The 23,501-nt window shown below is 33.7% G+C and carries 32 protein-coding genes and 2 tRNA genes; 28 read left to right on the forward strand and 6 right to left on the reverse strand.

Annotated elements, in window-relative coordinates:
* Positions 1 to 6: 6 nt before the first annotated feature.
* The 5 genes from HUW60_RS00765 to HUW60_RS00785 all read right to left on the reverse strand — a co-directional run bounded on the left by HUW60_RS00765 (position 7) and on the right by HUW60_RS00785 (position 3,952).
* A tRNA-Gly gene (locus HUW60_RS00765) sits at positions 7 to 82 on the reverse strand.
* A 60-nt stretch (positions 83 to 142) separates the two neighbouring features.
* Positions 143 to 721 (reverse strand): CDP-diacylglycerol--glycerol-3-phosphate 3-phosphatidyltransferase, encoded by a 579-nt coding sequence (gene pgsA, locus HUW60_RS00770; RefSeq protein WP_190600550.1) that lies wholly within the window; start codon positions 719 to 721, stop codon positions 143 to 145.
* A gap of 35 nt (positions 722 to 756) precedes the next feature.
* Positions 757 to 833: transfer RNA gene (locus HUW60_RS00775), tRNA-Arg, on the reverse strand.
* A 37-nt stretch (positions 834 to 870) separates the two neighbouring features.
* The gene (locus tag HUW60_RS00780; RefSeq protein WP_190600551.1) at positions 871 to 2,166 is read right to left on the reverse strand and encodes a UDP-N-acetylmuramoyl-tripeptide--D-alanyl-D-alanine ligase; all 1,296 of its coding nucleotides are present in this window, start codon (positions 2,164 to 2,166) and stop codon (positions 871 to 873) included.
* Between the two features lie 391 nt (positions 2,167 to 2,557).
* Positions 2,558 to 3,952 (reverse strand): UDP-N-acetylmuramoyl-L-alanyl-D-glutamate--2,6-diaminopimelate ligase, encoded by a 1,395-nt coding sequence (locus HUW60_RS00785; RefSeq protein WP_190600552.1) that lies wholly within the window; start codon positions 3,950 to 3,952, stop codon positions 2,558 to 2,560.
* 129 nt (positions 3,953 to 4,081) lie between these two features.
* Here HUW60_RS00785 and HUW60_RS00790 point away from each other — a divergent pair, with 129 nt between their 5' ends.
* Positions 4,082 to 5,977: a 5'-nucleotidase C-terminal domain-containing protein gene (locus HUW60_RS00790; protein ID WP_190600553.1), complete on the forward strand. Its 1,896-nt coding sequence runs from the start codon at positions 4,082 to 4,084 to the stop codon at positions 5,975 to 5,977.
* 31 nt (positions 5,978 to 6,008) lie between these two features.
* Positions 6,009 to 6,725, forward strand: a complete 717-nt coding sequence (locus HUW60_RS00795; protein WP_190600554.1) for a DUF4395 domain-containing protein — start codon at positions 6,009 to 6,011, stop codon at positions 6,723 to 6,725.
* 556 nt (positions 6,726 to 7,281) lie between these two features.
* Here the strand turns inward: HUW60_RS00795 and HUW60_RS00800 are convergent.
* Complete coding sequence (locus HUW60_RS00800; protein ID WP_238924496.1) at positions 7,282 to 8,247, reverse strand: KpsF/GutQ family sugar-phosphate isomerase; 966 nt, start codon at positions 8,245 to 8,247, stop codon at positions 7,282 to 7,284.
* 455 nt (positions 8,248 to 8,702) lie between these two features.
* Between HUW60_RS00800 and rpsL the strand changes: the two genes are divergently transcribed.
* The 26 genes from rpsL to secY all read left to right on the forward strand — a co-directional run bounded on the left by rpsL (position 8,703) and on the right by secY (position 23,500).
* A complete protein-coding gene (gene rpsL / locus HUW60_RS00805; protein ID WP_190600556.1) occupies positions 8,703 to 9,080 on the forward strand; it encodes a 30S ribosomal protein S12 in 378 nt (125 codons plus the stop codon).
* A gap of 28 nt (positions 9,081 to 9,108) precedes the next feature.
* Entirely contained in the window at positions 9,109 to 9,576 is a 468-nt protein-coding gene (gene rpsG / locus HUW60_RS00810) for a 30S ribosomal protein S7 (RefSeq protein WP_190600557.1), read from the forward strand.
* 24 nt (positions 9,577 to 9,600) lie between these two features.
* Positions 9,601 to 11,703: an elongation factor G gene (gene fusA / locus HUW60_RS00815; RefSeq protein ID WP_190600558.1), complete on the forward strand. Its 2,103-nt coding sequence runs from the start codon at positions 9,601 to 9,603 to the stop codon at positions 11,701 to 11,703.
* Positions 11,704 to 11,713: 10 nt separating this feature from the next.
* Complete coding sequence (gene tuf / locus HUW60_RS00820; protein WP_190600559.1) at positions 11,714 to 12,904, forward strand: elongation factor Tu; 1,191 nt, start codon at positions 11,714 to 11,716, stop codon at positions 12,902 to 12,904.
* A gap of 88 nt (positions 12,905 to 12,992) precedes the next feature.
* A complete protein-coding gene (gene rpsJ / locus HUW60_RS00825) occupies positions 12,993 to 13,304 on the forward strand; it encodes a 30S ribosomal protein S10 (RefSeq protein ID WP_011929568.1) in 312 nt (103 codons plus the stop codon).
* A 37-nt stretch (positions 13,305 to 13,341) separates the two neighbouring features.
* Positions 13,342 to 14,067, forward strand: a complete 726-nt coding sequence (gene rplC / locus HUW60_RS00830; RefSeq protein WP_190600560.1) for a 50S ribosomal protein L3 — start codon at positions 13,342 to 13,344, stop codon at positions 14,065 to 14,067.
* Positions 14,068 to 14,080: 13 nt separating this feature from the next.
* Positions 14,081 to 14,695 (forward strand): 50S ribosomal protein L4, encoded by a 615-nt coding sequence (gene rplD / locus HUW60_RS00835; RefSeq protein WP_190600561.1) that lies wholly within the window; start codon positions 14,081 to 14,083, stop codon positions 14,693 to 14,695.
* Complete coding sequence (gene rplW, locus HUW60_RS00840) at positions 14,692 to 14,982, forward strand: 50S ribosomal protein L23 (RefSeq protein ID WP_190600562.1); 291 nt, start codon at positions 14,692 to 14,694, stop codon at positions 14,980 to 14,982. The genes rplD and rplW overlap by 4 nt, the downstream gene beginning before the upstream one ends.
* A gap of 10 nt (positions 14,983 to 14,992) precedes the next feature.
* A complete protein-coding gene (gene rplB, locus HUW60_RS00845) occupies positions 14,993 to 15,823 on the forward strand; it encodes a 50S ribosomal protein L2 (RefSeq protein WP_190600563.1) in 831 nt (276 codons plus the stop codon).
* A 4-nt stretch (positions 15,824 to 15,827) separates the two neighbouring features.
* Positions 15,828 to 16,097 carry a 30S ribosomal protein S19 gene (gene rpsS / locus HUW60_RS00850; RefSeq protein ID WP_190600564.1) on the forward strand — a complete coding sequence of 90 codons (270 nt, stop codon included), beginning with the start codon at positions 15,828 to 15,830 and terminating at the stop codon, positions 16,095 to 16,097.
* A 28-nt stretch (positions 16,098 to 16,125) separates the two neighbouring features.
* Complete coding sequence (rplV, locus tag HUW60_RS00855) at positions 16,126 to 16,458, forward strand: 50S ribosomal protein L22 (protein ID WP_011929574.1); 333 nt, start codon at positions 16,126 to 16,128, stop codon at positions 16,456 to 16,458.
* A gap of 7 nt (positions 16,459 to 16,465) precedes the next feature.
* Entirely contained in the window at positions 16,466 to 17,158 is a 693-nt protein-coding gene (gene rpsC / locus HUW60_RS00860) for a 30S ribosomal protein S3 (protein ID WP_190600565.1), read from the forward strand.
* 16 nt (positions 17,159 to 17,174) lie between these two features.
* Entirely contained in the window at positions 17,175 to 17,585 is a 411-nt protein-coding gene (rplP, locus tag HUW60_RS00865; protein WP_190600566.1) for a 50S ribosomal protein L16, read from the forward strand.
* Complete coding sequence (gene rpmC / locus HUW60_RS00870) at positions 17,585 to 17,773, forward strand: 50S ribosomal protein L29 (RefSeq protein ID WP_190600567.1); 189 nt, start codon at positions 17,585 to 17,587, stop codon at positions 17,771 to 17,773. Before rplP ends, rpmC begins: the two co-directional genes overlap by 1 nt.
* Complete coding sequence (gene rpsQ, locus HUW60_RS00875) at positions 17,770 to 18,036, forward strand: 30S ribosomal protein S17 (protein WP_190600568.1); 267 nt, start codon at positions 17,770 to 17,772, stop codon at positions 18,034 to 18,036. The genes rpmC and rpsQ overlap by 4 nt, the downstream gene beginning before the upstream one ends.
* A gap of 28 nt (positions 18,037 to 18,064) precedes the next feature.
* Positions 18,065 to 18,433 carry a 50S ribosomal protein L14 gene (gene rplN, locus HUW60_RS00880; protein WP_190600569.1) on the forward strand — a complete coding sequence of 123 codons (369 nt, stop codon included), beginning with the start codon at positions 18,065 to 18,067 and terminating at the stop codon, positions 18,431 to 18,433.
* Positions 18,433 to 18,744, forward strand: coding sequence for a 50S ribosomal protein L24 (gene rplX, locus HUW60_RS00885; RefSeq protein WP_190600570.1), 312 nt, complete (start codon positions 18,433 to 18,435; stop codon positions 18,742 to 18,744). The genes rplN and rplX overlap by 1 nt, the downstream gene beginning before the upstream one ends.
* A gap of 22 nt (positions 18,745 to 18,766) precedes the next feature.
* Entirely contained in the window at positions 18,767 to 19,306 is a 540-nt protein-coding gene (gene rplE, locus HUW60_RS00890) for a 50S ribosomal protein L5 (RefSeq protein ID WP_190600571.1), read from the forward strand.
* A gap of 4 nt (positions 19,307 to 19,310) precedes the next feature.
* A complete protein-coding gene (gene rpsN, locus HUW60_RS00895; RefSeq protein ID WP_190600572.1) occupies positions 19,311 to 19,616 on the forward strand; it encodes a 30S ribosomal protein S14 in 306 nt (101 codons plus the stop codon).
* Between the two features lie 11 nt (positions 19,617 to 19,627).
* On the forward strand, positions 19,628 to 20,023 hold the full coding sequence (gene rpsH, locus HUW60_RS00900; RefSeq protein WP_190600573.1) for a 30S ribosomal protein S8: 396 nt from the start codon (positions 19,628 to 19,630) through the stop codon (positions 20,021 to 20,023).
* 15 nt (positions 20,024 to 20,038) lie between these two features.
* Complete coding sequence (rplF, locus tag HUW60_RS00905; RefSeq protein WP_190600574.1) at positions 20,039 to 20,584, forward strand: 50S ribosomal protein L6; 546 nt, start codon at positions 20,039 to 20,041, stop codon at positions 20,582 to 20,584.
* 17 nt (positions 20,585 to 20,601) lie between these two features.
* Positions 20,602 to 20,949 carry a 50S ribosomal protein L18 gene (gene rplR, locus HUW60_RS00910; protein ID WP_190600575.1) on the forward strand — a complete coding sequence of 116 codons (348 nt, stop codon included), beginning with the start codon at positions 20,602 to 20,604 and terminating at the stop codon, positions 20,947 to 20,949.
* 42 nt (positions 20,950 to 20,991) lie between these two features.
* Complete coding sequence (gene rpsE, locus HUW60_RS00915; RefSeq protein ID WP_190600576.1) at positions 20,992 to 21,507, forward strand: 30S ribosomal protein S5; 516 nt, start codon at positions 20,992 to 20,994, stop codon at positions 21,505 to 21,507.
* Positions 21,507 to 21,749 (forward strand): 50S ribosomal protein L30, encoded by a 243-nt coding sequence (gene rpmD, locus HUW60_RS00920; RefSeq protein WP_190600577.1) that lies wholly within the window; start codon positions 21,507 to 21,509, stop codon positions 21,747 to 21,749. The genes rpsE and rpmD overlap by 1 nt, the downstream gene beginning before the upstream one ends.
* 14 nt (positions 21,750 to 21,763) lie before the next feature.
* The gene (gene rplO, locus HUW60_RS00925; protein WP_190600857.1) at positions 21,764 to 22,198 is read left to right on the forward strand and encodes a 50S ribosomal protein L15; all 435 of its coding nucleotides are present in this window, start codon (positions 21,764 to 21,766) and stop codon (positions 22,196 to 22,198) included.
* Positions 22,199 to 22,201: 3 nt separating this feature from the next.
* Positions 22,202 to 23,500, forward strand: a complete 1,299-nt coding sequence (gene secY, locus HUW60_RS00930) for a preprotein translocase subunit SecY (RefSeq protein ID WP_190600578.1) — start codon at positions 22,202 to 22,204, stop codon at positions 23,498 to 23,500.
* The last annotated feature ends 1 nt before the right edge of the window (position 23,501 follow it).

Here is a 23,501-nt window from a genome sequence, read left to right on the forward strand (position 1 = left end):
TTAACTTGGAGCGGGAAACGAGATTCGAACTCGCGACATTCACGTTGGCAACGTGATGCTCTACCAACTGAGCTATTCCCGCAATAGGTGATGAATTATAGTGTTTTTTAAATAATAGTCAAGTTAGATATGGCATTAATTATTAAAAGTTTTGCGCTCCTTTTTTTAGATAAATAAATCCAGACCATAAAGTTAAAAAAGTTGCTATTAACAATAAAGTAACACCGATTTTAAAACTTGGTAACCCAAAAAAAGACTGTTGATACAATAAAAACAAAATAGCAAATATTTGCATAAAAGTTTTTATTTTACCTATCCAAGAAACATTAATATTCGATCTTTGGCCAATAGTTCCCATCCATTCTCTAAGTGCTGAGATTAAAATTTCACGTGAAATAATAATAAGTGCACAAACACTAATATACCAATGTGTATCAGTTGGGTAGAAATCTACTAGTAGAATTAGTGCAGTGGAGACCATAAGTTTATCTGCAACCGGGTCTAAAAAAGCACCAAGTTGTGAGGTCATATCTAACTTTCTTGCTAAGTATCCATCAAAATAATCCGTTGCACTAATGAGTGCATAAGTACTTGTAAGTAAGAAATTAATCCAAGTAAAAACAGGTGTTATGGAGTAGGTAGGCTGAAAATAATATAAACTTACAAACACTGGAATTAGAAAAATTCTTGACAGAGTTAGAATGTTTGGAATTGTGACCATGGGTTGATTGTTATGATAAGTATCGGAAAAAGATATGGCGCGCTCGGCAGGAGTCGAACCTGCAACCGATCGGTTCGTAGCCGATTACTCTATCCAGTTGAGCTACGAGCGCATCAAGGGCGTCATTATCTCTATATTTGAATTAAAGGTCAAGGTGAATTAAACTTATTTTTTAGTAAGTCAACTAACTTATTTAGTTTTGCTATTCTAGAACCTTTTATTAATATAGTAGCGTTAGTATGGTTATTTAGTAGATGGTTAGCTAATTGTTGTTTTTTTTTGAAGTGGATACTACAGTAGTTTAACGCTATTTTTCCATAGCTATAAAAATTATTGGCAGATTTTTTTGCTAATTGTCCAATTTTAAAATGGAATATTTCTGAATCATCGCCTAATTCTTCCATAGCACCGAGTACAATAATTTTTTCTCCAGAAAAATTCTGTAAGGTTTTAAGAGCGACAGTAGTCGAGTATGGATTAGCATTGTAAGTATCGTTAATAATTCTAAATTGTTTAGTATGGATAATTTCTAACCTACCAGGTTCTGCTTTTGTTGCTTCTAAACCTTGTTTGATTAGGTTTATATCAATTCCTAATGCATATACACAGGCACTAGCTGCTAGGGCATTATCAATATTGTGCGTACCAATCAAGTTAAGTGTGATTGCTATTTTTTGCTGATGAATGTTTAAATCAAACTTATTATTAATAATATTACTAGCAAAAATATCACCATTATTACCACTTACTTTAGTATTCTCTTGAGGGGTAAAACTAACATCACCTGTAAAAATGCTTTGAGTATTAACAATATTTTTAGAGTCGTTTGAATAAATTTCACCCTTGGCTTTGACTAAATTATCAAATCCACCGAATGTACCAATGTGTGCATCAAATGTATTAGTCACAATAGCAATATCAGGATTAACTATTTTACGAAGATGTGAAATTTCACCTAAATGGTTAGCTCCCATTTCGATCACTGCATATTGGTGTTGTTCTTCTAATTTCAATAAAGTCATTGGAACACCTAAGTGGTTATTTAGATTGCCTTGAGTTTTTAATGTTGGTGCTTGTAAACTTAGAATATTAGCTAGCATATTTTTGGTAGTAGTTTTACCATTACTACCTGTAATAGCAATAACAATAGGTTTGATATTTTGGAGGTGCCAACTAGCAATTGTACTAAGTGCAGTTTGTGTATCATTCACAACTAATATTGGTAACTGACTATCTACAGATTTATTAGCAATGATTGCTACTGCACCCATTTGTTGTGCTTGATAGATATAGTCATGTGCATCAAAGTTGTCGCCAACCAAAGCTATAAATAATGCGCCATCCATGCGTTTTCGAGTATCAGTATAAATGCCTTTAAATTTAACATTGACAGAGTAGTCTATTTTTAATACTTTAGCAATAGTACTTGTAGTAGTTTGTAGCATAAGGTTTATGATTAGTTCTTCCTATTATAAAATATCTTAAAAGAAACAACTAACATCTATTTGAAAATTTTTATCGATTTTTACCAATACATTCAATATTCTACGACAATTTTAGACATAGAGATGATTTTGATAGAATTTATCTTCCATTCTTAGTGTTCATGTTAATTATGACATGTTTTTTTGTATTTAATATTGAATTAGCATTTTTTAAATGGTTAAATATTTCTTGTTAAGATTTTCATTCAATAAAGAACCTTTATAGTAAATAGTACTCAAGTAGTTTGTATAATTTACAATAACTATGGTGTTTATGTAAATACATATAATAGGTTGTTAATATAAAAATATTTTTATCTAGAAATTTTATTTGTTGATTTTTAACTAAAAATTAAATATCTTTAATGCTGTTTTGTGCAATTTGAAAATCATTCAGATAGATTATTTTATCAAATAATTGTTGTGTTGTTTCATGCCCTTTACCAGTAATTAGTAAACATTCATTTTTTTTAAGAGTTGTCATTGTAGTCTCAATAGCAAGTTGTCTATCTTTAATGATATCCAATTTGAAACTATCGTCAATACCACTTAATATGTCATTAATAATGGTTTGTGGATTCTCAGATCTTGGATTGTCATTGGTTAAGATAATACTATCTGCTAATTTTGAAGCAATTCTACCCATTTTTGAACGTTTGTTTCTATCCCTATTACCACCGCAACCAAAGACAATACGAATTTTAAAGTTTGGATAGTGTTTTTGTAAAGTTATGATGACGTTCTCAATAGCATTAGGTGTATGAGCATAATCTATCCAAGCATGATAGTGGTCAATTTTTTGCATTCTGCCAGGTGGTGTTGATAGTTGATAAAGTAATGGTATTATATTATTGCGTTTAAATCCAAGTGCTTCAACACTATTTAATGTTGCTAGAATGTTTAGTAAATTAAACTCACCTAAAAATGGAATTTCAAAAACATAATGATCTAATTGTACTAAGAAGCCTTGTTGAATGATTTTAATTGAATTAAAATCACTTAGAGAATAGCTAGTTTGCTTTTTCCCTTTACTAACTTTTAGGAAGTGTTTATAATGATGATCATCTCGATTAAGAATGACAGATTTGACACAACTAAGAGTGAATAATCTTTGCTTAGTTGCTTGATACTCATCAAGTGTGTGATGATAATCAAGATGATCCTGAGTAAGATTAGTAAATACTGCTTGTTTAATATTAAGTCCAGCAATTCTATTTTGAGCAAGCGCATGTGAAGATATTTCAATTACAGCATAGTGAATGTTTTGTTGATAGTAATGATGTAATACTCGGTATAGTGTTAAAATATCTGGAGTTGTATTAAAGTGAATTTGCTCATTATGAGTAATCCCTAAAGTGCCAATTAAACCATTTTTGATCCCTAGTTTCTCCAAAAGCTGTGAAACAAGGTAAGTAACAGAAGTTTTACCATTTGTGCCTGTAACCCCAATCACATTAATTTTTGTAGCGTTATTATAAAAAGTGTTTGCCAGTATTTGTAAATATTTATGTAAGTTATTAATACGAATAGATGGAATAGCACATTCTATCTCTTTTGAGTCAACTAATATAGCAACACAGCCTTTATCAATTGCTTGTTTTATATAATCGGTACCGTTTGTTGACTTTCCTTGAAGAGCGATAAATAAGTCTCCGGGTTGTGCGCTTTGAGTGTTAAGACATAGACCTTTTATTTCTATATCTATTTTAGTTTGTATAATGTTGATCAAAAGTTGAGAAATATTCATATTTTAGTATTATAAGATTTTTTTCTGATTTTTTAATAATAATGTTATTATTTAGTGTATCTTTATGGGTTAATAAATCTGTTAAAATTTTAATTATCTTATCTAATAAATAGTTTTTTTGGGGAGAGTATGGCATTAACACGTAGAGATTTTATTAAGGTATTAGGTGCTGGTTCGGCGGTAGGATTGATTAGTGGTTGTGGTAATGGTACAGATAAAGAGAAGTTATCTTCTCAAGATAATCGATACGAGGTAGCAAAAACAGGTAATGCCCGTATTTTGCATATTACTGATACTCATGGTAATTTGCTTCCTAATTATTTTCGTGAGCCTAATGTTAATCTAGGTTTTGGCCCTACTTTTGGGAAATTACCACATGTGGTAGGTAATAATCTACTTAAGCAGATTGGTGTTAAAGCAGGTTCAGCTAATGCTTATGCTTTTACTTATAATAATTTTGAAGATTTAGCAGCAAAATACGGTAAAACCGGTGGTTTTGCTCAAATTAAAACTGTATTAGATTCATTACGAGAAAGTGCAGGTGGTGTACAAAATACACTGACTTTAGATGGCGGTGATACTTGGCAAGGTTCAGGTACGTCACTTTGGACGCGTGGTGCTGATATGGTTGAAGCTTGTAATATTTTAGGAGTAGATGTCATGGTTGGTCATTGGGAATTTACTTATAAAGAAGAAGAAACATTAAAGAATATTAACTTTTTTAAAGGTAACTTTTTAGGTCAAAATGTTCGTATTGTAGAGGATGCATTAATGGGAGATAGTTATGTCACTATGACTGAACGATATGATGGAAATGGTTTATTTAATGAAGAGGATGCTTTGCCATTTAGATCTTATGTGGTTAAAAATGTAGGTGGTAATCGTATTGCTGTGATTGGTCAAGCCTTTCCAAGGACTTCAAATGCTAATCCGAAAAAATATTTCTTTCCAGATTGGTCTTTTGGTTTGCGTGAAGATGAGATGAGTGAGTTAGTTACTGATATTCGTAAAAATGAAAAACCAGATGCTATTATTGTGATTTCTCATAATGGCATGGATGTTGATATTAAAATGGCATCACGTATTAGCGGCATTGATGCAATTTTTGGTGGTCATACGCATGATGGTATACCCAAGCCAATTGAAGTAAATAACGCAGGTGGTGTTACTGTTGTAACTAATGCTGGTTGTTCAGGTAAATATGTTGGGGTAATGGATTTAAATATTAAAGATCATAAAGTTATGGGTTATGAATATAAAATGCTACCTATTTTGACTAACCTTATTAAGCCTGATATTAATATGATGTCGTTTATTAATCAAATGCGTACTACTAAATATGATAAGAACGTAGTTGAAGCTCGTAGTGATAAAATGTCAAACAACCCTGATCGTATCGGTAAGACTTACGATGCAATTTTGACAGAAAAATTATGTACTACTGAGCAAACACTTTATCGTCGTGGTAATTTTATGGGAACTTGGGATCAAGTTCTAGTTAATTCGCTACGTGAAGAATATAATGCAGATTTTTCAATGTCAGCAGGTGTGCGTTGGGGTACAAGTGTTCCAGCAGGGCATGATGTGACTATGGAAGATTTGATGACTAACACCTCAATGACTTATGGTGAGACTTATGTGAATGAGATGAAAGGCTCTCAACTGAAAGAAATTTTGGAAGGTATTGCAGAGAATTTATTTGTACAAGACCCATATTTACAGTCAGGTGGTGATATGGTGCGTATGGGGGGTATGGATTATACAATTGATCCAGTAGCAAGTCTTGGTAAGCGTATTAGTAATATGAAAGATAATGAAGGAACAGCTATTGATCAAAATAAATCTTATAGAGTGTCAGGATGGGCGCAGGTTGATAGTGTTGGTAATGGTCGTTTAATGTGGGATGTAGCAGCAGATTATTTACGCAAACATAAGCATCTTAATTTGACTAAAATAAATCATCCAATTATTAAGGGTGTGAATAATAATCCAGGTATTGAAAACTATGGCGGTAAACTAATTTAAATTTTTTAATAAAAATTATTTTGATTGTAACGTGTTAGATAATCTAAAAGATACTATTAAAAATCTTTGGTTTCGAAATCTAGGAGAAGAGGTTATATACATTAATAATAATGTTGTTCGTGTTCGTGCTGGTATTTTACTTATTATTCCAATTTATATGATTTTCACCTTAATTGAAGTAGTGTATGGTTCAACGTGGAGTGTAGTACTTAATACTACCTCAGTGGATACTTTTGAGACTGATTGGAATGATCATATTATTTATCAAGTAGAGGCAATAAAAAAAGTGTTTGAATATTCTTTTCAAACAAAATTATTAGTTTATATTCTGTTTGAAATGTTACTAGGAATGTCAATTATTGGTGCACGATTTTCTCCTACAATTTTATTATCAAGTTTTTTAGTTTTAGGTAGGAAGCCTGAATGGAATCCTATTGGTCCAAAACGTTGTGCTTGGATATTGGGAGCGACCTTTATCTCTGTATGTATTGTCTTTTTTAATCCAGATATAGTCGCATTTTGGATTAATGGCTTATTAGGCACTAGTATTCCTATTGATAAAAATTATGTACCTTCTTGGTTGGCATTGAATTTGGTGTGGATATGTTTGTTATTTATGTGGCTAGAATCAATTTTAGGTTTTTGCGTAGGATGTAAAATATATATATTTTTGGTAAAACTAGGCATTGTTAATCGCTATTGTGAAGTTTGTGAAAACATTGATATGGGTGAAAATTTTAAGAAATAATAGTTCGTTTATATAAGAAAAATAAATGCTATATTTTATGTTAGAGGTAGTTAAGCCTTTTTATAGAAAAATCAATTTATTCTAATAAAAATTAAAAGTTATAATTGATTCAATTTTTTAATCTTGATTAATGTTCAGCATAATATAATACATTTATATTTGTAGGGGTAACTAAGCTGATTTTTTAAGTTATATTCTATTGATTTTTAATGGAATATTAACATTTAAAATCTATTTAAGGAAAAATTAATATAGCGTGCTATAAGATAGTTCTATTAACTTATTCAATTAAGTTTAGTAAATGATTAAAAATCCTTATATTGGTAATATAATAGTGCATTATGTTGAACTTATAACTTGATAAATAAAAAATATTGTGCCATTAGATTAGGATCATATTTTATTTATTAGCGTTACTTAGTTAACATAAATTATGTAGTGTTAACTTTACTTTTTATAAAATCATTAAATATGGATTATAAAAAATAGTCATTATTTTAATTTTAATACTCATTTCTTTCATTGAAGTTTGGTGGGGTATAGAGTGATTCACGGGTTAAATAATTTTTGCTTGCATTAGAGTGTGGGTATTAATAGCGCCAAGGATTTGGTTATTATCATCAACTACTGGTAATGAGTTTATATTAAACTTATCCATCATTTGTACTGCTACTATGGCTGGTTTATTTGCTGAAATTGATCGGCAATTATGTGTCATAACTTCACCAACGGTTAAGTTTTGAATATTGGGATGTGTTTTAAGAACTCGCCTTAAATCGCCATCCGTAAAAATACCTTTTAGTGTGTTATTGTCGGTAATTAATACCATACCTAAGGTTTTTTGACTCATTACCAATAAAGCATTTAGTAATTTAATATCAGCACTAACTATAGGTATATCATTACCTGTTTTCATAATGGTACTAACAAAAGTTAACAGGCGACGACCTAGCGCACCTGATGGATGTGATCGGGCAAAATCATCCACACTAAAACCTTTATTAGTTAACAAACTAATTGCTAATGCATCTCCCATTACTAATGCTACTGTAGTTGAAGAGGTTGGGGCTAGGTTATGTGGGCAAGCTTCTTTTTCAACATTTACATCAAGATGTACGTCGCTAATTTTACTAATTGAGGAGTTTACATTTCCTGTCATGCCGATGATAAATACACCAAGGTGCTTAATAATGGGTATTAAGGTCATAATTTCGTTAGATTCACCAGAATAAGAAATGGTAATTACAATATCTTCTTGTGTAATCATTCCTAAATCTCCATGTCCTGCTTCACCAGGATGAACAGCAAAAGCTGGCGTGCCTGTGGAGGCAAGTGTTGCTGCAATTTTTCTTGCAATGTGTCCAGATTTACCCATGCCTATTAATACTACTTTTCCAATACAATTTTGGATTAATTGGCAAGCATCAATAAAGTTTTGATCAAGACTATCAGCTAACATTGTTACGGCTTTGGCTTCAGCTAGAATTATATTTTTTGCAGATTGTAATAATGAGTTAGACATGATTAATGAATACATTTGATATAATATATCAATGATTTTATCAATACATATGACTTGTTAGTAAAGAGAAAATAAATTTTATTTGTTGGTATAATATTTTTAGCTTGCTAATGTAAGTCCTTTTAGGTTATAAGTGCAGAAATTCTATGTTAGATGTTTGTTTGAAGTGGATTTTTTTGATATTTATTCTTATTATAATTAGTGAACAACAGATTTTCTCAAAATTAGTCGTTGAAAAATATCATGTTAATTAATCTACTCAACGAGTGGAATAAGTATATGATTAGTGGTTTTTTATTAAAAAAGCTTGTTACATATTCTCTGTAAATCTTGTTGACATAGTTACTTCTAACAAAGTATAATGCCTGGCTTTGTTGTCTTTAAGAAAAATCATAAAGACGATCAATAGCTTAAATATAATTATAAACTTTAGAGAAATTTGGAGGAATCGCAACATGTCAACAATTAACCAATTGGTACGTAACCCACGTAAAAAGAAAGTTATTAAAAGTGGCGTTCCGGCATTAGATAGTTGTCCTCAAAAACGCGGGGTCTGTACTCGTGTATATACGACGACTCCTAAAAAGCCTAATTCAGCACTTAGGAAAGTCGCTCGTGTTAGATTAACCAACGCTAATGAGGTAACGACTTATATTGGCGGTGAGGGTCATAATTTACAAGAACATTCGGTGATTCTTATTCGTGGTGGACGTGTGAAAGATTTACCTGGTGTTCGTTATCACACAGTTCGTGGCGCATTAGATACAACAGGTGTTGATAGCAGAATGCAAGGTCGCTCTAAATACGGTACTAAAAAGCCAAAAAATAAGTAATTACAATAATTAAAATAAGAGAAATAAAATGAGAAGAAGATCTGCACCTAAAAGAGAAATTTTACCAGACCCTAAATTTGGCGATTTGGTATTGGCTAAGTTTATTAATATTTTAATGTTTGATGGTAAGAAATCAGTTGCAGAAAAAATTGTATATGAAGCTTTAGATACCATTGAAGCTAAGGGTAATGCACAACCAATTGAAGTATTTAAGCAAGCATTAGATAATATTGGTCCTCAAGTTGAAATTAAATCTCGTCGTGTTGGTGGCTCTACTTATCAAGTGCCAATTGAAGTGAGAACTGAGCGTAAGAGTGCTTTAGCAATGCGTTGGATTATTGAAGCATCACGTAAACGTGGTGCAAAAAGTATGAAGCTTAGACTAGCAGGTGAAATTTTAGATGCTATACAAAATCGTGGTAATGCATTTAAAAAGAAAGAAGACTCTCATAGAATGGCAGAAGCAAACAAAGCATTTGCTCATTTTCGCTGGTAGTAATATACATAGGATACAATAAGAATGGCAAGAATAACCCCACTTGATCGTTATCGTAATGTTGGCATTATGGCTCATATTGATGCTGGTAAGACAACCACTACAGAACGCATCTTATTGTATACTGGCCGTACTCATAGAATTGGTGAAGTGCATGATGGTAGTGCAACTATGGATTGGATGGAGCAAGAGCAAGAGCGTGGTATTACTATTACTTCTGCGGCAACTACTTGTTTTTGGAAAGGTATGGATGGTCAATTTGAGGATCATCGTGTGAATATTATTGATACTCCAGGCCACGTTGATTTTACTATTGAGGTTGAGCGTTCATTGAAAGTGTTAGATAGTGCTTGTGCTGTATTTTGTGCAGTTGGTGGTGTAGAACCTCAGTCAGAAACAGTTTGGCGTCAAGCCAATAAATATAATGTACCAAGAATTGGTTTTGTTAATAAAATGGATCGTTCTGGTGCGGATTTTTTACGTGTTTGTGAACAAATTAAAACACGTTTAGGCGGTAATCCAGTGCCAATGCAAATTGCAATTGGCGCAGAAGAAAGTTTTGAAGGTGTGATAGATTTAATCAGTATGAAAGCTATTTTTTGGAATGAAGTTGACCAAGGTGCAACTTATGAAACAAGAGATATTCCTATAGAACTACAAGATTTAGCAAAAGAACAATATGAATTTATGGTTGAATCTGCTGCTGAGGCTAATGATGAGTTAATGGAAAAATATCTTGAAGATAGTAAGCTTAGTAACCATGATATTAAAAAAGGTATTCGTTTACGAGCTATTAAAAGTGAAATTATTCCAATGTTTTGTGGTTCTGCTTTTAAGAATAAAGGCGTACAAGCTGTGTTAGATGCTATGATTATGTATATGCCATCACCATTAGATGTGGATGCTATAACAGGTATATCAGATGACAAAGATGAGACAGTCGTTCCCAGAAAAGCCGATGATAATGAACCTTTTGCTGCATTAGCATTTAAGATTGCTACTGATCCATTTGTGGGTAACTTAACTTTTTTTCGCGTATATTCAGGTGTATTAGAAGCAGGTGATTTTGTATACAACTCATCTAAAGGAAAAAAAGAACGTATTGGTCGTATGGTACAAATGCATTCCAATGAGCGTGATGAAATTAAAGAGGTTCGTGCAGGCGATATTGCAGCAGCAATTGGTCTTAAAGATGTAACGACAGGCGATACCTTGTGTGATATGAAAGAAAAAATCATTCTTGAAAGAATGGAATTTCCTGAGCCGGTTATTGCATTAGCAGTAGAGCCTAAAACTAAAGCAGATCAAGAAAAAATGGGCATTGCTCTTGGTAAATTGGCTGCTGAAGATCCTTCTTTTCGTGTGTCAACTGATGAAGAATCAGGCCAAACTATTATTGCAGGTATGGGTGAGCTTCATTTAGATATTATTGTTGATCGTATGGTTCGTGAATTTGATGTTGAATGTAATGTGGGTGCACCACAAGTTTCTTATCGTGAAGCTATTACAACTATGGTTGAGCATCAACATAAATTCGTCAAACAATCTGGTGGTCGTGGTCAATATGGTCATGTGTATTTGCGGATTGAACCGCAAGAACCAGGCACTGGTTATGAATTTGTGGATGAAATTAAAGGTGGTGTTATTCCTAAAGAGTATATGCCTGCAGTAAATAAAGGTGTTCAAGAACAAATGGAAAATGGCGTATTGGCCGGTTTTCCTTTAGTTGATATTAAAGTAACCGTTTATGATGGTTCTTATCATGATGTTGATTCAAATGAAATTGCATTTAAAATTGCAGCTAGTAAGTGTTTAAGTGAAGGTGTTAAGATGGCCAATCCACAATTACTTGAGCCTATGATGGCAGTAGAGGTTTTAACACCTGAAGACTATATGGGTGATGTAATGGGAGATATTAATAGACGTCGTGGTATTGTTAGTGCGATGGAAGATATGCCTGCAGGTAAGCAAGTCAAGGCAGAAGTTCCACTAGCGGAAATGTTTGGCTATTCTAATGATTTGCGCTCAATTACGCAAGGTCGAGCAAATTATTCTATGGAATTTGCAAAATATACAGCAGCACCAAAAAATGTAGCTGATGAAATAATTGAGAAATTAATTAAGTAAGGAACATACAATGTCAAAAGAAAAATTTGAACGAACCAAGCCACACGTTAATGTTGGCACGATTGGTCATGTTGATCATGGTAAAACTACACTTACTTCTGCCATAACTAAAGTAATGGCAGAAGTTCGTGGTGGAGAATTCAAAGATTATACAGATATTGATAATGCTCCTGAAGAAAGAGAACGCGGTATTACCATTTCAACAGCTCATGTAGAGTATGAAAGTGAGATGCGTCACTACGCACATGTTGACTGTCCAGGACATGCTGATTACATTAAAAACATGATTACAGGCGCTGCCCAAATGGATGGAGCTATTATTGTAATTGCTGCTACAGATGGTCCAATGGCTCAAACCCGTGAGCATATTTTGTTATCTAAACAAGTAGGTGTGCCTTATATAGTTGTTTATATGAATAAAGCTGATATGGTTGACGATGAGGAGTTGGTTGAATTAGTTGAAATGGAAATTCGTGAGCTATTAGATGAATATGATTTTCCAGGTGATGATACGCCAGTTATTTTTGGCTCAGCACTTAAAGCCTTAGAAGGTGATACTTCCGACATTGGTGTTCCTTCTATCTTAAAGCTAGTTGACGCATTAGACTCTTATATCCCAACTCCTAAGCGTGATACGGATAAATCCTTCATTATGCCAATTGAGGATGTATTTTCAATTTCAGGTCGTGGTACTGTGGTAACAGGTCGTATTGAGGCAGGTGTTGTTAATATTGGCGATGAGCTAGAAATTGTTGGTATTAAAGATACTAAAACCACTACTTGTACTGGTGTTGAAATGTTTAGAAAATTACTTGCTTCAGGTGAGGCTGGTGATAACGTTGGTGTCTTGCTTCGTGGTACAAAACGTGAAGAAGTTGAACGTGGTCAAGTATTATCTAAGCCAGGGTCAATCAAACCACATTCAAAGTTTGAAGCAGAAATTTATATTTTAAGCAAAGATGAAGGTGGTCGTCATACACCATTTTTTAACAATTATCGTCCACAGTTCTATTTTAGAACTACAGATGTTACAGGTGCTTGTCAGTTGCCTGATGGTATAGAGATGGTTATGCCAGGTGATAATGTGAAAATGAAAGTAGAGTTATTATCACTAATAGCCATGGAAGATGGTTTAAGATTTGCTATTAGAGAAGGTGGTCGTACAGTAGGCGCTGGTATAGTTTCTAAAGTGATGGATTAAGTTAATTAAAGCGGTAAGATTTATTGTATAATTTTACGTTTTTTATTTGATAAATTTGCAACGCAAATTAGACAGGATATAAAGATACATGAGTAATCAAAATATTAGAATTAAATTAAAAGCATTTGATCATCGTTTAATCGATAAATCAGCGGTTGAAATTGTAGAAACAGCTAAGCGTACAGGGGCTAGTGTTAGAGGTCCAATTCCTTTACCAACTAAGAAGGAACGTTTCACTGTCTTGACTTCTCCTCATGTTAATAAGAAAGCAAGAGATCAATACGAATTAAGAACCTACGTTAGATTAATGGATGTTATTAGCCCAACAGACAAGACAGTAGATGCGTTAATGAAGTTAGATTTAGCAGCAGGTGTTGATGTTGCGATTAAGCTTAATTAAGCAACAAAGCAAGTACTACATAATTTAGGAAAAAATCATGGCAATCGATTTAGTAGGACAAAAAATAGGAATGACACGCTTGATAAGCGATGATGGTTCTATCATGCCAGTAAGTGTGATTAAAATTGAACCTAATCGTATCGTTCAAACAAGAACGATTGATATAGATGGTTATAGGGCTATTCAAGTAACAACAGGAAAGAAAGTAAATAAAAAAGGCGAAGCTAAAGTGCGTCGTGTTTCTGCTGCGATTAAAGGTCATTACGCTAAAGCTTCTCAAGAAATTGGTTTAGGGCTTTGGGAGTTTAAACTGGAAGGTAATGAAACAACTAATGAAACAAGTATTGATATTTCGTTATTTGGCGCTGGTCATTATGTTGATGTTATAGGTAAATCTAAAGGTAAAGGGTTCCAAGGTGGTGTAAAGCTCCATAATTTCCAAATGCAAGATGCTACTCATGGTAATTCAGTTTCTCACCGCGCTATTGGTTCTACAGGACAATGTCAGGATCCAGGTCGTGTATTTAAAGGTAAGAAAATGGCTGCTCATATGGGTAATGAGCAAGTAACACAAGAATGTCTTAAGGTTGTCAAAGTAGATAGTGAGAAAAGGGTTATTCTTGTTAAAGGCTCAATTCCTGGAGCGATTAAGGGTTTTGTTAAGGTTTCATTGTCACCTAAGAAAGATAAGATTAATAAAGAAGTTAGCAAAAATATTCAAAATCAAGTAACTAATGAAGTTGACCAGACTAGGCAAATGTAAGTAAGGGTTTAAGATGGAATTAAAAGTATTAAATATAAGTTTAAATAGTTTAGATACCATTGAGGTGGATGCTACTATTTTTGCAAGAGATTTTAATCAAGCATTGGTCCATCAAGTGACTACAGCTTATATGTCTAGATCTCGTCAAGGTTCTAAGGCACAAAAAAATCGTTCTGCTGTTAGTGGCGGTGGTAAGAGGCCTTGGGCGCAAAAAGGTACGGGTCGTGCCCGTGCTGGTACTACTCGTGGTCCTATTTGGCGTTCAGGTGGTGTTACGTTTGCTACACAACCAAGAAATTATGCACAAAAAGTGAATAAGAAAATGTACAAGGGTGCAATTAGTATTATTTTTTCTGAACTAGTTCGTTCTGAACGTTTAAAAGTAGTGAAAGAATTTGATATTAAAAAAGCTAAAACTAAAAATATTATCGCATTACTTAAAGTGCTTAACGTTAAAGATGCTTTACTGATAACAGATGAGTTAGATGAGAATCTCTATTTATCTTCTCGTAATTTATACCATGTTGGTGTTTGTGATACACAAAGTATTGATCCAGTTAGTTTGATTGGTTATGACAATGTTGTGGTAACTGAGCAGGCATTGAAAAAAATTGAGGTAATGCTATGAATCAAGAAAAGCTATTAAAAACCTTATTAATGCCTATCGTTTCTGAGAAAATAACCACGTTATCAGCGCATAATCAATATGCATTTAAGGTTCGTATGGATAGCTCTAAAAGAGAAATTAAAGCTGCAGTTGAAATATTGTTGGGTGTTAATGTTGAAAATGTAACAACTTTAATTGTTAAAGGTAAGAAAAAAATATTTAAGGGCAGGATTGGGTCGCGTCCAAATTGGAAAAAGGCAATGGTAAAAGTGTCTGCAGGCCAAATAATTGATGTTAGCAGTACTTAAAGAGATTATTATGGCACAAGTAATTAAAAGAAAACCAACCTCACCAGGTAGAAGATTTGTTGTTAACATTGTAGATAAAGAGTTATATAAAGGTAAATCTTATGCACCGTTAACGCAGAATAAAAATAGAATTAACGGTCGTAATAACGCAGGTCGTATTACTATGCGACATAAAGGTGGGGGGCATAAGCGTCGTTATCGTGTTATTGATTTTAAGCGTAATAAAGATGATATTACTGCACGTGTTGAACGTTTAGAGTATGACCCAAATCGTAGTGCTAATATTGCCTTGGTTCTATATGCTGATGGCAAACGCCATTACATTATAGCACCTCGTGGTTTAAGTGTTGGTGATATGATTGTGTCAGGTAATTCTGTTGCCATTCAAGTAGGTAATGTTATGCCATTAAGTAATATACCATTAGGCAGTGTAGTTCATTGTATTGAATTAAGACCTATGAAAGGTGCACAAATTGCTCGTAGTGCCGGTACTTCTGCACAGTTAATTTCTAAAAGAGGTAATTATGTTACTTTAAGACTTCGTTCTGGTGAGGTGCGTAAGGTTTTGACAGATTGTCGTGCAACTATTGGTGAGGTTTCTAGGTCTGAACACAGTTTAAGAAAATTAGGTAAAGCGGGCGCTACTCGTTGGCATGGTATTCGTCCAACTGTTCGTGGCGTTGTTATGAATTCAGTTGATCATCCGCATGGTGGTGGTGAAGGTAAAACCAGTGGTGGTAGGCATCCAGTCTCTCCTTGGGGTACCCCCACTAAGGGTTATAAAACACGTAGTAATAAACGTACAGATAAGTTTATCTTGCGTCATAGAAATAAGGATTAATTATATGGCTAGATCATTAAGAAAAGGACCATTTGTAGATGAGCACTTAATTAAAAAGGTGTTAGCGGCTCAAGATAATAATGACAGAAAACCAATCAAAACATGGTCCCGTCGTAGTGTTGTTGTGCCTGAAATGATTGGACTTACTATTGCAGTTCATAATGGTAGAGTGCATGTTCCTGTGTCTATCAATGAAAATATGGTTGGTCATAAGTTAGGCGAATTTGCTATTACTAGAACTTTCAAAGGTCACTTTGGTGATCGCAAGGCTTAAATAAAGGCTTAAATATAGGTAGGTAATGATGAAAGAAGTTAAAGCAGTACATAAATATGCAAAGACATCCGCTTTTAAGGCAAGATTAGTGGCAGATCAAATTCGTCTTAAATCGGTAGAAGAAGCATTAAATATTTTATCATTTAGCAATAAAAAAGCAGCAGTCTTAGTTAAAAAAGTACTGAATTCAGTTATTTCTAATGCCGAGCATAATGATGGATTAGACATTGATGAATTATTTGTTACTAGTATTTATATTGATGAAGGTTCAACCATGAAGAGAATTCGCCCAAGAGCAAAAGGAAGAGCAAATAGGATTTTAAAAAGAACAAGCCACATTACAGTTGGCATAGGCAAGTAGGTTTAGTATGGGTCAAAAAGTAAATCCAAAAGGTATTAGATTAGGTATTGTTAAGGATTGGGATTCTAAATGGTACGCTAGTTCTAAAGATTATTCTAAGTACTTATTATCTGATATTAAAGTTAGAAACTATCTATTTAAGAAATTAATAAACGCTTCTGTTAGCCGTGTCCAGATTGGGCGTTTGGTAAATAATGCTAAAGTTACTATTTATACTGCACGCCCAGGTATTGTTATTGGCAAGAAAGGTGCTGATATTGAGCAGTTAAAGTTAATTATTTCAAAAATGATGGGTATTCCTGTTCATATTAATATTGAAGAAATTAAAAAACCCGAGCTTGACGCACGTTTGGTGGCTGAGAATATTGCCCAACAGTTAGAAAAACGTGTGATGTATCGTCGTGCTGTTAAACGTGTGCTGGGTAATGCAATTCGTTTAGGTGCTCAAGGTATTAAGGTCATGGTTAGTGGTCGTTTAAATGGTGCAGAAATTGCACGTTCTGAGTGGTATCGTGAAGGTCGAGTGCCATTACATACTTTTAGAGCTGATGTTGATTATGCTTCTTATGGTGCAAAAACACAGTATGGTGTTATTGGTATTAAGGTTTGGATTTTCAAGGGTGAAATTTTAGATCATAAAAAAGGCACACTAGATGAGGTTGCTCATCGTGGTGCAATAAATCAAATCGCTAAAAAATAAAGTGAAGGATTAATAAATGTTACAACCTAAGAGAACAAAATTTAGAAAAATGATGAAAGGCCGTAATCGGGGTCTTGCAACGGGCCATAAGGTTAGTTTTGGTGAAATTGGACTCCAAGCTATGGGTAGATGTCGTATGTCTGCTAGACAGATTGAATCTGCACGTCGTGCAATGACACGTCATGTTAAACGTCAAGGAAAAATTTGGATTCGTGTTTTTCCAGACAAGCCTGTTACTAAGAAACCATTAGAGGTTAGGATGGGAAAAGGTAAGGGTAGTGTTGAATATTGGGTTGCAAAGATTAAGCCTGGCCAAATGTTATTTGAAATGCAAGGCGTTGAAGAAACAGTTGCTATAGAGGCATTTGCATTAGCATCAGGGAAATTGCCAGTTAAAACAACAATCATTAAAAGGACGATAATGTAATGGATGTTAAAGAATTAAGAAATCAATCAGTTTCAGCGCTTAATGAAACGCTTATTAAACTTCTAAAAGAACATTTTGAGTTTCGTATGCAACATAAAAGTTCACAATTAGATAATTTTTCGAAGTTGGGAAGAACAAAGAAATCAATTGCACAAATTAAAACTATTATTAGGCAAAAACAAGAATGAGTGACAAAAAAGTAGAATGCGTATTAACAGGAACTGTTGTGAGTAGCAGTCGTGACAAAACTATTACTGTTTTAATTGAACGTAAAGTAAGACATCCTATTTACAAAAAATATATCAAACGTAGCACTAAAGTGCATGTACATGATGATAATAATGAATGTATATGTGGTGATTTGGTTCGAGTAGTTGAAGCAAAACCATTTTCAAAAACTAAGCATTGGGCATTATTGGAAGTGGTTGAGAGATTAGTTTCTGTTGATTAATGTTAAATTTATTTAAAGAGAGTAAGTCATGATTCAAGTGCAAACAAGACTTAAGGTCGCAGATAATAGTGGCGGCATTAAAGCAATGTGTATTAAGGTAATAGGCGGCTCTAAGCGTCGTTATGCTAATATTGGTGATGTCATTAAAGTTAGTATTAAAGAGGTTGTACCGCGTGGTAAAGTTAAAAAAGGTGACGTGTATGATGCGGTTGTTGTGCGTACCGCTCATGGTGTTCGCCGTAGTGATGGGTCTCGTATTCGTTTTGATAACAATGCGATTGTACTTTTAAATACGAAACTTGAACCAATTGGTACTCGTATTTTTGGCCCAGTGACCCGTGAATTGCGTAGTGCACAATTTATGAAAATTGTTTCACTTGCACCAGAGGTTTTATAATGCAAAAAATTAAATTAAATGATGAAATTATTATTATTGCTGGCAAGGATAAAGGTTCTATAGGTATAGTTACTAAGATGGTAGATTCTAAGGTTCTAGTTGAAGGGTTAAATCTTGCTAAGAAACATGTGAAGCCTAATCCAAATAAGGGTGTTACAGGTGGCATCACAGAGATAGAAATGCCTTTGTCGATTTCTAATGTTGCTGTTTATAATCCAACAACTAAGAAAGCTGATAGAGTTGGAATTCGTACTAGTAAAAAAGGCATTAAAGAAAGATTTTTTAAATCAAATGATAAGTCAATAGCTTGATAAGGTATAAGGAAATATAAATATGTCTAGATTACAAGAGCAATACAAGAATAAAATCTCACTAATTTTACAAAAAAAATTAGGTATGTCTAATCCTATGCAAACACCTAAGATTGAAAAAATTACGATTAATATGGGACTAGGTAATGCGTTAGGTGATAAAAAAATATTGCAAAATGGTTTAGAAGAAATGAGTCTTATTTCTGGTCAGAAACCATTAATTTGTAATGCACGTAAATCGGTAGCAAGTTTTAAATTAAGAGAGGGAAATCCAATTGGTTGTAAAGTTACTTTACGTAAGAAAAAGATGTATGAATTTCTTGATCGTTTAGTTAATATTACCATTCCTCGTATTCGAGATTTTCGTGGTTTAAAAACTACTGCATTTGATGGTCGTGGTAATTACAATATGGGTATTACTGAACAAATTACGTTTCCTGAAATTGATTTTGAAAAAGTAACAAAAATACGTGGGATGGATATTGCTATTACCACCACTGCAAAAAGTGATGAAGATGCTAAAAAACTATTAGCAATGTTTAAATTTCCATTTAAAGGGTAAGAAAATGGCTAAAAAGTCTATGATGAATAGAGATATTAAGCGCACAAAGATAGTTAGAAAATATAAAGCAAAACGTCTTGAGCTTAAGAAAATTATTAAGAGTATTAACGTATCTGATGAAGAGCGTTTCCAAGCAACTATTAAGTTGCAAGCTCTTCCACGTAATGCTTCGCCCACACGCCAACGTAGTCGTTGTAGTTTGACTGGTCGTCCGCATGGTTTTTATCGTAAGTTTGGTCTTGCTAGAAATAAACTTAGAGAATGCACTATGAATGGTGAAGTTCCAGGTTTATCTAAAGCGAGCTGGTAAGGAGAAATTATATGAGTATGTCTGATCCTATTGCTGACATGTTAACACGTATTCGCAACGCACAATTAGTTAAGAAAAAAGAAGTTAATGTTCCAGCATCGAATTTAAAATCTGCTATTGCAGGCGTGATGAAACAAGAGGGCTATATTGAATCTTTTAGTGTTAATGGCGTTGTTGCTAGTAAAATATTAAAAATCAAGTTAAAATATTATGATAATAAACCAGTCATTGAAAAATTGCAGCGTGTATCAAAGCCTAGCTTAAGAGTTTATGTCGGTAATTCAAAGATACCAAGTGTAATGAATGGGTTAGGTATTGTTATTATTTCTACACCTAAAGGCTTGATGACTGGACAAGTTGCGCTTGATCAAAATGTTGGTGGCGAAGTGTTGTGTAGCATTTACTAATATTGGAGAATTAGAATGTCTAGAGTTGCAAAATCATCAATTACTATACCAACTAGTGTTGAAGTTATTATTACTGGTAATTTAATGTCTGTCAAAGGTAGATTAGGACAGTTAAACATGAGTATTCATCCTTGCGTGGCGATTGTAAATAATAATAGTAAACTTAGTTTTAATATTATTTCCATTGAAAAGAAAGAACAAAAGAAAGCTTGGGCTCAGGCTGGCACAGCAAGGGCTAATACTGCGAATCTTATTCGAGGTGTAACAGATGGTTGGAAAAAAAAGTTAACCTTAATTGGTGTTGGTTATCGTGCTAAAGTAATGGGTAAAATATTGGATCTTACATTGGGTTTTTCACATCCAATTAATTATAAATTTCCAGAAGATATTATAGTTGAAACCCCTTCTCAAACAGAAATTATTATTAAAGGCATGGACAAGCAAAAAGTAGGCCAAGTGGCTTCAGAAATTAGATCCTATCGTCCACCAGAACCTTATAAAGGTAAAGGTATTCGTTATATTGATGAACAAGTTATTCACAAAGAAACTAAGAAGAAATAATTGACTGAGGTATTAATATGAAACTTTTTAAAAAACAAGCCCGTTTGAGAAGAGCAACTAAATTTAGAGCCAAGCATGCTAAAAAAGATATTGAACGCTTGTGTATTCATAAAACTGCACAGCATATCTATGCTCAGATTATTAGTTCTTGTGGTACTAAAATTTTGGCTTCTGCTTCAACATTAAAATCTAAGCTTAAAAATGGTGGAAATGTAGATGCAGCAGCTAAAGTTGGTGAGGCAATTGCTAAAGCTGCTACTAGTGCAAAAGTAAAAAAGGTAGCTTTTGATCGGTCCGGATTTAAATATCATGGTCGTGTTAAAGCATTAGCCGATGCAGCAAGAGAAGGCGGTTTGGACTTCTAAGTTATTAATAAAATTAATTAAAAAAATAAAAAGGCGTAAATAATGGCTGGATATAAGGAAAATAACATTATTGATAATAATTATATTGAAAAGTTAGTTAATATTCGTCGTGTTGTAAAAGTAGTTAAAGGTGGTCGTATATTTGGTTTTTCAGCGTTAGTTGTTGTCGGTGATGGTAATGGTAAAGTTGGCTATGGAACAGGAAAAGCTCGTGAAGTTCCTGTTGCTATTCAAAAAGCAATGGATAAAGCTCGTAAGGCAATGAAGAGTGTTCCACTGGTAAATGGCACACTTTATTATTCAATTATCTCAAATGTTGGTGCGGCGAAAGTTTATATGCAACCAGCTTCAGAAGGTACAGGTGTAATTGCTGGCGGCCCAATGCGTAGTGTATTGGAAGCGGTTGGCGTACATAATATCTTGGCGAAATGTAATGGTACTCGTAATCCAATTAGTGTGGTACGTGCTACTGTCGAAGGTTTGACTTCTATGTTATCCCCACAATTGGTTGCTAATAAGCGTGGTATGACTGTTGATCAAATTACTGGAGAGGAATGATGGCTGAAGAAAATAGAACAGTTAAAAAAGTAACAACTATCCAAAAGCCGCAAGTATCTAATAAGCATAACACAGTTAGTGTTACCTTGGTTAAAAGTTTTTATGGTCGCTTACCATCTCATCGTAAAACCATTGTAGGGCTTGGTTTAAAGCGCATTAACCATACAAAAGAGTTTAAAGATACTCCTGAAATTAGAGGTATGATTAATAAAGTGGCTTACTTACTAAAAGTAGAGGATTAGGAAAAATGAATTTAATGCAATTAAATACATTATCACCTGCACAAGGTGAAAAGAAATCAAGAAAACGCGTGGGGCGCGGTATTGGTAGCGGTTTTGGTAAAACTTGTGGTAGTGGTCATAAGGGTCAAAAATCACGCTCTGGTGGTTTTAATAAGATTGGTTTTGAGGGTGGTCAAATGCCTTTGCAACGTCGCCTTCCTAAGGTTGGATTTTCATCAAGAATATCTATTATCACCTCTCAAGTAACACTATCTGAAATTAATAGATTAACTGAGATTGATATTACTATTGAGGTTTTCAAAGCGCATAATTTAATTAATAAAAATATTAAGCATGTAAAAGTTATACTTTCTGGTAAAATAACTAGGCCAGTTATATTGACTGGAATTAAAGTAACTAAAGGTGCAAAGTTGGCTATTGAAGCTGTTAAAGGTTCAGTGAGCGAGTAATTGATGAACCAACCTTTAGGCTTTTCTCAAGATTTATCAAAGCGTATACTTTTTTTATTGAGCGCATTAATTATTTTTAGGTTGGGTACACATATTACCATTCCATTTATTTCAAGTGTAGCATTAGCTTCTCTCGTACAAAATCAGCAAGGCACTATTTTAGATATGTTTAATATGTTTTCAGGTGGTGCACTAGAAAGATTGTCTATTTTTACTTTAGGTATTATGCCTTATATCTCGGCATCTATTATTATTCAGTTGATGACCTCTGTTGTTCCAAAATTAGAGCAATTAAAGAAAGAAGGCGAAACAGGTAAACGTAGAATTACACAATATACACGTATAGGTACAGTGATATTAGCGGTATTTCAATCTTATGGTATTTCTATTGCCTTACAAGAACAAAGTTCTAGTGGTGTTGCTTTAGTGACTCAAGGTGGTTTTACTTTTAGTATGGTTACTGTAGTAACATTAACTACAGGAACTTTATTTTTAATGTGGCTAGGTGAACAAATTACAGAAAAAGGTATTGGTAATGGCATTTCAATGATTATTTTTGCTGGTATTGTTTCAGGCTTGCCTTCGGCATTTGGTTCAACTTTATCGTTAGTATCTACAGGCGAGTTAAGTATTATTTTGGTAGTAATTTTATTAATCATGACATCATTAGTAATAGCTTTTGTAGTCTTTATGGAGCGAGGTCAACGTCGTATTACAGTTAATTATGCTAAACGTCAGCGAGGTCGTAAAATGATTGGCGCTCAAAGTTCATATTTACCATTAAAAATTAATATGGCAGGTGTTATTCCACCAATTTTTGCTTCATCAATTATTTTATTTCCAGCAACATTAGGAGGCTGGTTTTCGAGAAGTGAAGGTATGGGTTGGTTGGCAGATATAACTGCAAGTATTTCTCCAGGACAACCTTTGTATGTTTTATTTTATGGATTGGCTATTGTGTTTTTTACTTTTTTTTATACGGCATTAACATTTGATTCAAAAGATACAGCTGATAATTTACGTAAGTCAGGTGGTTTTATTCCAGGTATTAGACCAGGTAAACATTCAGCAGATTATATTGATTCGGTTATGTCTAGGCTAACAGCATCTGGTGCGGTTTATATTACAGCTGTTTGTTTGTTGCCAGAGTTTTTAATTTTATACTGGAATGTGCCGTTTTATTTTGGTGGTACTAGTTTATTAATCATCGTTGTTGTGGTGATGGATTTTATTGCACAAGCCCAATCTCATTTGATGTCTAATCAGTATGGATCATTAATGAAGAAGGCGGGTTTAAATTAAA

Source organism: Candidatus Vesicomyosocius sp. SY067_SCS001 (genome assembly GCF_014706615.1).
In the GTDB taxonomy this organism is placed as follows: domain Bacteria; phylum Pseudomonadota; class Gammaproteobacteria; order PS1; family Pseudothioglobaceae; genus Ruthia.

Coding starts and splice junctions, on each gene's coding strand:
- rpsE (WP_190600576.1), top strand. CDS start 20,992: ATGGCTGGATATAAGGAAAATAACATTATTGATAATAATTATATTGAA.
- rpsN (WP_190600572.1), top strand. CDS start 19,311: ATGGCTAAAAAGTCTATGATGAATAGAGATATTAAGCGCACAAAGATA.
- pgsA (WP_190600550.1), bottom strand. CDS start 721: ATGGTCACAATTCCAAACATTCTAACTCTGTCAAGAATTTTTCTAATT.
- rplR (WP_190600575.1), top strand. CDS start 20,602: ATGAAACTTTTTAAAAAACAAGCCCGTTTGAGAAGAGCAACTAAATTT.
- rpsC (WP_190600565.1), top strand. CDS start 16,466: ATGGGTCAAAAAGTAAATCCAAAAGGTATTAGATTAGGTATTGTTAAG.
- rplC (WP_190600560.1), top strand. CDS start 13,342: ATGGCAATCGATTTAGTAGGACAAAAAATAGGAATGACACGCTTGATA.
- rplD (WP_190600561.1), top strand. CDS start 14,081: ATGGAATTAAAAGTATTAAATATAAGTTTAAATAGTTTAGATACCATT.
- rpsS (WP_190600564.1), top strand. CDS start 15,828: ATGGCTAGATCATTAAGAAAAGGACCATTTGTAGATGAGCACTTAATT.
- rplV (WP_011929574.1), top strand. CDS start 16,126: ATGAAAGAAGTTAAAGCAGTACATAAATATGCAAAGACATCCGCTTTT.
- HUW60_RS00780 (WP_190600551.1), bottom strand. CDS start 2,166: ATGCTACAAACTACTACAAGTACTATTGCTAAAGTATTAAAAATAGAC.
- rpsL (WP_190600556.1), top strand. CDS start 8,703: ATGTCAACAATTAACCAATTGGTACGTAACCCACGTAAAAAGAAAGTT.
- rpmC (WP_190600567.1), top strand. CDS start 17,585: ATGGATGTTAAAGAATTAAGAAATCAATCAGTTTCAGCGCTTAATGAA.
- rpsJ (WP_011929568.1), top strand. CDS start 12,993: ATGAGTAATCAAAATATTAGAATTAAATTAAAAGCATTTGATCATCGT.
- rplF (WP_190600574.1), top strand. CDS start 20,039: ATGTCTAGAGTTGCAAAATCATCAATTACTATACCAACTAGTGTTGAA.
- rplW (WP_190600562.1), top strand. CDS start 14,692: ATGAATCAAGAAAAGCTATTAAAAACCTTATTAATGCCTATCGTTTCT.
- tuf (WP_190600559.1), top strand. CDS start 11,714: ATGTCAAAAGAAAAATTTGAACGAACCAAGCCACACGTTAATGTTGGC.
- rpsQ (WP_190600568.1), top strand. CDS start 17,770: ATGAGTGACAAAAAAGTAGAATGCGTATTAACAGGAACTGTTGTGAGT.
- rplE (WP_190600571.1), top strand. CDS start 18,767: ATGTCTAGATTACAAGAGCAATACAAGAATAAAATCTCACTAATTTTA.
- rplB (WP_190600563.1), top strand. CDS start 14,993: ATGGCACAAGTAATTAAAAGAAAACCAACCTCACCAGGTAGAAGATTT.
- HUW60_RS00785 (WP_190600552.1), bottom strand. CDS start 3,952: ATGAATATTTCTCAACTTTTGATCAACATTATACAAACTAAAATAGAT.
- secY (WP_190600578.1), top strand. CDS start 22,202: ATGAACCAACCTTTAGGCTTTTCTCAAGATTTATCAAAGCGTATACTT.
- rpmD (WP_190600577.1), top strand. CDS start 21,507: ATGGCTGAAGAAAATAGAACAGTTAAAAAAGTAACAACTATCCAAAAG.
- rpsG (WP_190600557.1), top strand. CDS start 9,109: ATGAGAAGAAGATCTGCACCTAAAAGAGAAATTTTACCAGACCCTAAA.
- rplX (WP_190600570.1), top strand. CDS start 18,433: ATGCAAAAAATTAAATTAAATGATGAAATTATTATTATTGCTGGCAAG.
- rplP (WP_190600566.1), top strand. CDS start 17,175: ATGTTACAACCTAAGAGAACAAAATTTAGAAAAATGATGAAAGGCCGT.
- HUW60_RS00790 (WP_190600553.1), top strand. CDS start 4,082: ATGGCATTAACACGTAGAGATTTTATTAAGGTATTAGGTGCTGGTTCG.
- rplO (WP_190600857.1), top strand. CDS start 21,764: ATGCAATTAAATACATTATCACCTGCACAAGGTGAAAAGAAATCAAGA.
- HUW60_RS00800 (WP_238924496.1), bottom strand. CDS start 8,247: ATGTCTAACTCATTATTACAATCTGCAAAAAATATAATTCTAGCTGAA.
- fusA (WP_190600558.1), top strand. CDS start 9,601: ATGGCAAGAATAACCCCACTTGATCGTTATCGTAATGTTGGCATTATG.
- rpsH (WP_190600573.1), top strand. CDS start 19,628: ATGAGTATGTCTGATCCTATTGCTGACATGTTAACACGTATTCGCAAC.
- rplN (WP_190600569.1), top strand. CDS start 18,065: ATGATTCAAGTGCAAACAAGACTTAAGGTCGCAGATAATAGTGGCGGC.